The sequence below is a fragment of the Haemophilus haemolyticus genome (assembly GCF_003493605.1).
Classification (GTDB): Bacteria; Pseudomonadota; Gammaproteobacteria; order Enterobacterales; family Pasteurellaceae; genus Haemophilus; species Haemophilus haemolyticus_J.
This window is the reverse complement of the sequence record NZ_QQKA01000017.1, coordinates 1-8,342: the sequence shown is the minus strand read 5'-3', so window position 1 is coordinate 8,342 and position 8,342 is coordinate 1. Positions and strand designations below refer to the sequence as shown.

Annotated in this window: 9 protein-coding genes; 3 read left to right on the top strand and 6 right to left on the bottom strand. The window is 36.6% G+C overall.

Features of this window, described 5'->3' with window-relative positions; all coding sequences use genetic code 11:
- Positions 1-199: 199 nt before the first annotated feature.
- A complete protein-coding gene (gene gmhB, locus DV424_RS08790) occupies positions 200-754 on the bottom strand; it encodes a D-glycero-beta-D-manno-heptose 1,7-bisphosphate 7-phosphatase (RefSeq protein WP_118859756.1) in 555 nt (184 codons plus the stop codon).
- A gap of 175 nt (positions 755-929) precedes the next feature.
- Here gmhB and metN point away from each other — a divergent pair, with 175 nt between their 5' ends.
- From metN to DV424_RS08775, 3 genes are read left to right on the top strand one after another with little or no spacing between them, the layout of a single operon-like run.
- Positions 930-1,967 carry a methionine ABC transporter ATP-binding protein MetN gene (gene metN / locus DV424_RS08785; protein WP_118859755.1) on the top strand — a complete coding sequence of 346 codons (1,038 nt, stop codon included), beginning with the start codon at positions 930-932 and terminating at the stop codon, positions 1,965-1,967.
- Positions 1,957-2,646, top strand: coding sequence for a methionine ABC transporter permease (locus tag DV424_RS08780; protein WP_118859754.1), 690 nt, complete (start codon positions 1,957-1,959; stop codon positions 2,644-2,646). The genes metN and DV424_RS08780 overlap by 11 nt, the downstream gene beginning before the upstream one ends.
- A 38-nt stretch (positions 2,647-2,684) precedes the next feature.
- Entirely contained in the window at positions 2,685-3,506 is an 822-nt protein-coding gene (locus DV424_RS08775; protein ID WP_118782626.1) for a MetQ/NlpA family lipoprotein, read from the top strand.
- 190 nt (positions 3,507-3,696) lie between these two features.
- Here DV424_RS08775 and nusG read toward each other — a convergent pair whose 3' ends face one another.
- The 5 genes from nusG to tig form a co-directional block, all read right to left on the bottom strand.
- The gene (gene nusG, locus DV424_RS08770) at positions 3,697-4,254 is read right to left on the bottom strand and encodes a transcription termination/antitermination protein NusG (RefSeq protein WP_005628071.1); all 558 of its coding nucleotides are present in this window, start codon (positions 4,252-4,254) and stop codon (positions 3,697-3,699) included.
- Between the two features lies 1 nt (position 4,255).
- The gene (gene secE / locus DV424_RS08765) at positions 4,256-4,672 is read right to left on the bottom strand and encodes a preprotein translocase subunit SecE (RefSeq protein WP_005636067.1); all 417 of its coding nucleotides are present in this window, start codon (positions 4,670-4,672) and stop codon (positions 4,256-4,258) included.
- Positions 4,673-4,811: 139 nt separating this feature from the next.
- Entirely contained in the window at positions 4,812-6,053 is a 1,242-nt protein-coding gene (clpX, locus tag DV424_RS08760) for an ATP-dependent protease ATP-binding subunit ClpX (RefSeq protein ID WP_118859753.1), read from the bottom strand.
- Positions 6,054-6,061: 8 nt separating this feature from the next.
- A complete protein-coding gene (gene clpP / locus DV424_RS08755; RefSeq protein ID WP_275045366.1) occupies positions 6,062-6,673 on the bottom strand; it encodes an ATP-dependent Clp endopeptidase proteolytic subunit ClpP in 612 nt (203 codons plus the stop codon).
- A 96-nt stretch (positions 6,674-6,769) separates the two neighbouring features.
- A complete protein-coding gene (gene tig / locus DV424_RS08750; protein ID WP_118859751.1) occupies positions 6,770-8,068 on the bottom strand; it encodes a trigger factor in 1,299 nt (432 codons plus the stop codon).
- Positions 8,069-8,342 lie beyond the last annotated feature (274 nt).

Sequence of the window (8,342 nt, the reverse complement as noted above, 5' to 3'; positions counted from 1 at the left end):
AGATTGTCTGATACATTGTTAAAGAGCAAAAAACAACGACGCACTTGTAAATTTAAATACTTCACAACAGTGCGTCGTTGTGTGCGGTGCATTATAGGGATTTTCAAATCCCTTGCAAGTACTTTTTTGTAAAAATATTTAAAAAAATGATCTTTTGATTAAAGCACAAGCGATTAGAGCAAAATATAGATATTTTGAGCTATTTTTTTAACCGTTTTAAAATTCTTGGAAGATCAACAATAGAATCTAACACATAATCAGCCACTCTCTCGCCTTCCTCTGTTACTGGTTTACCTGTACGAACTAATACATTCATTTTCACCTTCGCGCCAATTCCCGCTTTTAAATCTTCAACTTTATCTCCAACCATAATAGATTGCATAGGATCGATCTTTAATTCTTTGATCGCTTGCAATAACATTCCAGGTTTAGGTTTCCGGCAATCACAGTCTTCTTTATATTCACCTTTTCCCTCAGGATGATGTGGGCAATAGTAAATACCATCCAAATTCACATCTTGTTCAGCCAATGACCAATCCATCCATTCTGTTAACTGTAAAAACTGATCCTCAGAAAAATAGCCACGTGCGATTCCAGATTGATTGGTAACCAACACCAACATATATCCCATTTTCTTTAATTCTCGCAATGCATCAATCGCACCATCAATAAACTTAAAGTTATCAATTTCGTGTACATAACCGTAATCAATATTTAACGTGCCATCGCGATCTAAAAAAATAGCCTTATTCATTCTCTTACCTTTTATATATATTAAATTAAGGAAAATTATCTATTTAATCCAAAGGATTAGCAAATATAAGTCATAACTAATCTGTCTAAAAAAGATAATCTGACATATTGACATAGCAATCTAGACATCTAGAATACCAAAACAGACTTAAAAACAATAAATAAAAAGGGCTTATATGATTAAGCTAAATAATATTACGAAAATTTTTGAGCTACCGAACAAAAAATTGACTGCGCTTGATAATGTTTCGTTGAATATCGAAAAAGGTCAAATCTGTGGCGTAATTGGTGCATCTGGCGCAGGAAAAAGCACATTAATTCGCTGTGTGAATTTATTAGAAAAACCGACAAGCGGTTCCGTTATTGTTGATAGCGTAGAATTAACAGGACTTTCTGATCGAGAATTAGTACGCGCTCGTCGTCAAATTGGAATGATTTTTCAGCATTTCAATTTACTAAGTTCTCGCACCGTCTTTGAAAACGTAGCATTACCCTTAGAATTGGAAAGTATGCCAAAAGCAAAAATCCAAGAAAAAATTACCGCACTTTTAGCGCTTGTTGGTTTAAGTGAGAAACGAGATGCTTACCCAAGCAATCTTTCGGGTGGGCAAAAACAACGTGTAGCTATTGCTCGCGCCTTAGCCAGCGATCCTAAAGTCTTATTATGTGATGAAGCCACTAGCGCATTAGATCCTGCAACGACACAATCTATTCTGAAATTATTAAAAGAAATTAACCGCACTTTAGGTATTACGATTTTATTGATTACTCACGAAATGGAAGTTGTTAAACAGATTTGTGATCAAGTTGCTGTTATTGATCAGGGTCGTCTAGTTGAACAAGGTACTGTCGGTGAAATTTTTGCAAATCCTAAAACAGAATTAGCTCAAGAGTTTATTCGTTCGACCTTCCACATCAGTCTACCTGATGAATATTTGGAAAATCTTACTGATACGCCGAAGCATAGCAAAGCGTATCCAATTATCAAATTTGAGTTTACGGGTCGATCAGTTGATGCACCGTTACTTTCTCAGGCATCAAAAAAATTTGGCGTGGAGCTCAGTATTTTAACCTCACAAATTGATTATGCTGGAGGCGTGAAATTTGGTTATACCATTGCTGAAGTAGCAGGCGATGAAGATGCGATTACGCAAACCAAAGTTTATTTAATGGAAAACAATGTGCGCGTGGAGGTGCTTGGTTATGTTCAATGATTTCTTGGCAACATTCAGCCAGCAATTAACACCTCAAATGTGGGGTGTTGTCGCAACCGCAACTTATGAAACTGTTTATATCAGTTTTGCATCTACCCTACTTGCTGTACTTGTCGGCGTGCCTGTTGGCGTATGGACTTTCTTAACTGGAAAAAATGAGATCTTACAAAACAACCGCACTCATTTTGTGTTAAACACGATTATTAATATTGGGCGTTCCATTCCATTTATTATTTTGCTTTTAATCTTATTACCTGTAACACGTTTCATCGTGGGAACTGTATTAGGTACAACAGCAGCAATTATTCCATTAAGTATTTGTGCGATGCCATTCGTGGCTCGCTTAACTGCTAATGCATTAATGGAAATTCCAAATGGTTTAACCGAAGCTGCTCAAGCAATGGGAGCAACTAAATGGCAAATTGTATGTAAATTCTATTTGCCAGAGGCGCTACCTACACTCATTAATGGCATCACGCTTACGCTGGTCACTTTAGTTGGTTACTCGGCAATGGCGGGGACGCAAGGCGGCGGTGGCTTAGGTAGCCTCGCTATCAACTACGGCGTATATCGCAATATGCCTTATGTCACTTGGGTGGCAACCATTATTATTGTGCTATTCGTTATGATTAGCCAAAAACTCGGCGATACACTGGCTAAAAAAGTGGATCATCGTTAATTAAACACAACCCTTAACTTAAACAGGAAGGAAATCCTATGAAATTAAAACAACTTTTTGCAATCACTGCAATCGCATCAGCTCTCGTTTTAACAGGCTGTAAAGAAGACAAAAAACCTGAAGCTGCAGCTGCACCACTTAAAATCAAAGTCGGTGTAATGTCTGGCCCAGAGCACCAAGTTGCAGAAATTGCAGCAAAAGTCGCTAAAGAAAAATATGGTTTAGACGTTCAATTCGTTGAATTCAATGACTATGCATTACCAAATGAAGCTGTATCTAAAGGTGATTTAGATGCAAACGCAATGCAACATAAACCTTATTTAGATGAAGATGCAAAAGCGAAAAATTTAAATAACTTAGTCATCGTGGGTAATACTTTCGTCTATCCATTAGCGGGTTATTCTAAAAAAATCAAAAGTATAAATGAATTACAAGAAGGTGCTAAAGTTGTTGTTCCTAATGATCCAACAAACCGCGGCCGCGCATTAATTCTTCTTGAAAAACAAGGTTTAATCAAATTAAAAGATGCAAATAACCTTCTTTCAACTGTATTAGATATTGTTGAAAATCCGAAAAAATTAAACATCACTGAAGTAGATACTTCTGTTGCAGCTCGCGCATTAGACGATGTTGATTTAGCTGTAGTAAACAACACTTATGCGGGTCAAGTGGGATTAAATGCTCAAGATAACGGTGTATTTGTAGAAGATAAAGATTCTCCATATGTGAACATTATCGTTTCTCGTACCGATAACAAAGACAGCAAAGCTGTTCAAGATTTCGTAAAATCTTACCAAACAGAAGAAGTTTACCAAGAAGCTAAAAAACACTTTAAAGATGGTGTTGTAAAAGGTTGGTAATTTCTACCGCACTTTAACTCATTACTAAATCCCTTGCTGAGCAAGGGATTTTTTATATCTTATCTTCTACGACCAATTAATTTCCTAAAATTAAAGATCACGCAAGCAATACATACCTTGATAAATTCAAGGCATGAAAAAACCGCACTATAGAAGTGCGGTAATTTTTTTAATTATTCTTAATCAAGAATTAATGTATTTTTTCTACTTGACCAAATTCTAGTTCAACAGGTGTAGCACGACCAAAGATTGATACAGAAACTTTTAAGCGACCTTTTTCATAATCTACTTCTTCTACTGTACCATTAAAGTCTGCAAATGGACCTTCTGCCACACGAACTTCTTCACCAGGATGATACTCATTGCGATGACGAGGTTTATCAGTAGTCTGTTCTAGACGGTTTAAAATAGTATCGGCTTCTCGTTTAGAAATTGGCGCAGGTTTATCAGGTGTACCACCAATGAATCCCATAACACGCGGAACACTTTTCACCAAGTGCCATGTTTCATCATTCATTTCCATTTCTACGAGCACATAGCCAGGGAAAAACTTACGTTCGCTTTTACGACGCTTACCTGCAACATTCTCAACGACTTCTTCAGTTGGAACTAACACTTCACCAAATTGGTCTTCCATTTGTTGCTGTTTAATGTATTCACGCAAAGTTAAAGCCACTCGGCTTTCAAAACCAGAAAACGCCTGTAATACATACCAACGTTTTTTTGATACAGTTGTTTCTTCAGTCATTTTAGAATCTCAAATCAGTTAAGAAATTAATTACTGTCACAATAATCGAATCTGTCGCCCAGAAAAATAAGGATGCAATGATTGTTACCCCAATTACGATTAATGTAGTTTGACGCGCTTCTTGGCGACTTGGCCATACCACTTTTTGCGCTTCTATTTTTGAATCTTTAAAGAATGTACGAGCTTTTGTACCTTGATTAGTAATTGCTGCAAATGCAAAAGCAATCACTAATGCAATGACTACACCCACTACACGAATAGGTAATGAATATACTTTTTGGAAATAAACATTACCAATTGCAGCTGCCGCAAAAAAGACTGCGACTAAAATCCAAAGAAGGGTATTTAATCCTTTAGATTTACCTTCTACCACCGTCTCTGGTACATTTTTCTTTTTATCAACAATTTCAGTTGCCATAAATTGAATCCGTTATTTACTTAGGAAAATAAGAATAAAGTTATAAGAACGTGCGATTGTAGCATTTTCTTTTCTCCTTGCCTATTGAAAATCATCAAGCAAAATAGAAAACATAAGGAAAAACAACCGCACTTTTCTATTAAGAATGATATTCTAATTTTGGAGCAGTATTATCTACAATGGTACTTTCATCCACGACTACTTTACGTAAATTTTCGATAGATGGTAAATCATACATCGTATCAAGTAATACAGCCTCGACAATAGAACGTAAACCACGTGCGCCTGTTTTTCTTTCAAGCGCTTTCTTCGCCATTGCTTTTAAAGCTTCTAGAGTGAATTCTAACTCCACATTTTCAAGTCCAAATAAAGCTTGATATTGTTTAGTTAAGGCATTTTTAGGCTGTGTAAGAATTTGCACAAGGGCTTCTTCATCTAATTCACTTAGTGGAGAAATCATGGGTAAACGCCCAATAAATTCTGGAATTAAGCCAAACTTCATTAAATCATCTGGTTCTACTTGGCGGAATAATTCAGAAAGAGACTTTTCTTCTTCATCTTTTTCTACTTTCGCACTAAAACCGATGCTCGTACTTGTTTGTGTACGCTTACTGATAATTTTATCTAATCCCGCAAATGCGCCACCGCAGATAAAGAGAATTTTTGACGTATCCAATTTCACCATTTCTTGCTGTGGATGTTTACGACCACCTTGAGGTGGAATAGAAGCTACGGTACCTTCAATGAGTTTCAACAATGCTTGTTGTACACCTTCGCCAGATACATCTCGAGTAATTGATGCTCCTTCTGATTTACGGCTAATTTTATCGATTTCATCAATATAGATAATGCCTTGCTCTGCTTTTTCAGTATTATACTCACAGTTTTGTAAAAGCTTTTGTAGGACATTTTCCACATCTTCACCCACGTAACCAGCCTCAGTCAATGTTGTCGCGTCAGCCATCGCAAACGGCACATTTAAACGACGAGCTAGTGTTTGAGCAAGCAATGTTTTACCACTACCCGTTGGTCCAATAAGCAAGATATTACTTTTGCCAAGCTCAACATCATTATTTTGATGATTAGTTCGTAAGCGTTTATAATGATTGTAAACTGCGACAGAAAGCACTTTTTTCGCATAATCTTGGCCAATAACATAATCATCTAGATGAGCGCGAATTTCGTGAGGAGTTGGTAATTTCTCCTCATTTTCTGCCGCACTTTCGTCTACACTTTCATCATTACTTTCTTCAAGCATTGAATGACAAAGTTCAATACACTCATTACAAATATAGCCGTCTTTACCAGCAATTAATTTATCTACTTCGCTTTTTTCTTTTCCGCAAAAAGAGCAATGTAAATCTTTATCTTTGTCTGACATGTGTTTCCTTAACGTTTAATTAAAACTTCATCAACTAAACCATATACTTTTGCTTCTTCAGCTGACATAAAGTTATCGCGATCTGTATCTTTCTCAATTCGTTCGATACTTTGCCCAGTATGGAATGCTAGACGATCGTTTAAAGTGTGTTTAATTTTCAAAATTTCTTGTGCGTGAATTTGAATATCCGATGCTTGACCACGGAAACCACCCAAAGGTTGGTGAATCATCACACGCGCATTTGGTAACGCTGCTCGTTTGCCAGCGGTTCCGCCAGCAAGCAAGAATGCGCCCATTGAGCATGCCTGACCGATACAAAGTGTACGAATATCTGGCTTAATAAATTGCATTGTGTCGTAAATAGCCATACCTGCTGTCACAGAACCACCGGGAGAGTTTATATAAATATTGATATCTTTAGTTGGATCTTCAGACTCTAAAAAAAGCAGCTGAGCCACAATGAGATTAGCCATACGATCTTCCACTTCACCACTTAGGAAGATCACACGCTCTTTTAATAAACGGGAATAAATGTCGTATGAACGCTCGCCACGCGAAGTCTGTTCAACAACCATAGGAATTACACTCATTTTCTTACCTTTTTCACTAAAATTGCTAATTATTTTACTCTAAATAACCTACAAATAAAAATGCGGTCGCTTTTGTTAAAAAGAGCGACCGCACTTTTATTCAATCATAACGATATTAATTAATCATTATGCTTGTGGATTCATAATTTCATCAAACGAAGAAACTTTTTCTGTAACTTGTGCTTTAGCAAGTACTGCATCCACTGCTTGTTCTTCTAATACTACGTTACGAATATTGTTCATTAACTCTTCGTTTTTACTATAGTATTCAACAACCTCAGCCGGTTGCTCGTAAGCTGATGCAATATCTGCAATCATTGCTTTAGCGCGTTCTTCATCAGCTTTTAATTCATTAGATTTAATCACTTCAGAGAATAATAAACCTACTTGAACACGACGAGTTGCTTCTGCTTCAAATAATTCACGTGGTAACTGTGCAGCTTGTTGTGCATTACCGCCAAAACGTTGAGCCGCTTGATTGCGTAATACATTAATTTCTTCTTCTACAGCAGAAGCTGGCACTTCAATTGAATTTTGTTCAATTAAACCGTTGATTACTTGTTGTTTAACACGTGAAACTAATGCATTTTTCAATTCACGTTCCATATTCTTACGAATTTCTACACGTAAATCCGCAACAGATTTAGTATTCGGACCGAACTTAGCTACAAACTCATCTGTTAACTCAGGTAACACCATGTTTTCTACTTTTTTCAAGGTAATTGCAAATTTTGCCGCCTTACCTTTTAAGTTTTCTGCATGGTATTCAGCAGGGAAAGTTACATTAATATCGAATTGCTCACCTACTTTATGGCCTACGATACCATCTTCAAAACCAGGAATCATACGACCTTGTCCCATAAATAATACGAAGTCAGATGCTTTACCACCTTCAAACTCTTCGCCATCGACAGAACCAACAAAATCAATAGTTACGCGATCATCTGCTTTCGCTGCCGAGTCGGTTTCTGCCCAAGTTGCTTGTTGTTTACGTAACACATCAACCATTTTATCAATATCATCTTCTGTGATTCCAACAGTTGGTTTTTCAACTTTAATATTCTCTAAACCTTGTAATTTAACTTCTGGATAAACTTCAAAAGTTGCGGTGAAAACTAGATCTTTACCTTCTTCAAAAGTTTCAATACCAAAAGTTGGACGACCTGCGATATTAATCTTTTCTGCAATCACGGCATCAAAAAAATGACGTGGTAATAAATCGTTTAATACATCTTGACGGATTGATGCACCGAAACGTTGTTCGATAATATGAGCTGGAACATGGCCTTTACGGAAACCATCTACACGCACATTTTTTGATGCACGTTTAAATTCTTCACGAACTGCTTTAGATACAGTTTCAGCTGGAACGGTGATCGCTACACGGCGTTCTAAACCTTGAGTTGTTTCAATATTTAATGACATTTGTTACCTCAATTAATTTGCACTCGGTAAAAATTCACACCGAACACGTTTGTTAAATAAAATAAGACGCTCAATTATAACGAAAGAAATGTAACCAGTCGATAAAATACTGATTAAAAAATCACATTTTGATAACTTTCAAATATCACCTATAAACAAAAAGTGCGGAGAATTTTCCCCGCACTTTCTTTTGTCTTCTTTCTGCCTTTAAGACATTCAAGAATCCATCAATTATTTGATGATTTTCGCTACAACACCTGCACCTACTGTACGG

What these genes read in the sequence shown, in the direction of transcription:
- secE (WP_005636067.1), bottom strand. Translation starts at nt 4,672, where the DNA reads ATGGCAACTGAAATTGTTGATAAAAAGAAAAATGTACCAGAGACGGTG.
- metN (WP_118859755.1), top strand. Translation starts at nt 930, where the DNA reads ATGATTAAGCTAAATAATATTACGAAAATTTTTGAGCTACCGAACAAA.
- DV424_RS08775 (WP_118782626.1), top strand. Translation starts at nt 2,685, where the DNA reads ATGAAATTAAAACAACTTTTTGCAATCACTGCAATCGCATCAGCTCTC.
- gmhB (WP_118859756.1), bottom strand. Translation starts at nt 754, where the DNA reads ATGAATAAGGCTATTTTTTTAGATCGCGATGGCACGTTAAATATTGAT.
- tig (WP_118859751.1), bottom strand. Translation starts at nt 8,068, where the DNA reads ATGTCATTAAATATTGAAACAACTCAAGGTTTAGAACGCCGTGTAGCG.
- nusG (WP_005628071.1), bottom strand. Translation starts at nt 4,254, where the DNA reads ATGACTGAAGAAACAACTGTATCAAAAAAACGTTGGTATGTATTACAG.
- DV424_RS08780 (WP_118859754.1), top strand. Translation starts at nt 1,957, where the DNA reads ATGTTCAATGATTTCTTGGCAACATTCAGCCAGCAATTAACACCTCAA.
- clpX (WP_118859753.1), bottom strand. Translation starts at nt 6,053, where the DNA reads ATGTCAGACAAAGATAAAGATTTACATTGCTCTTTTTGCGGAAAAGAA.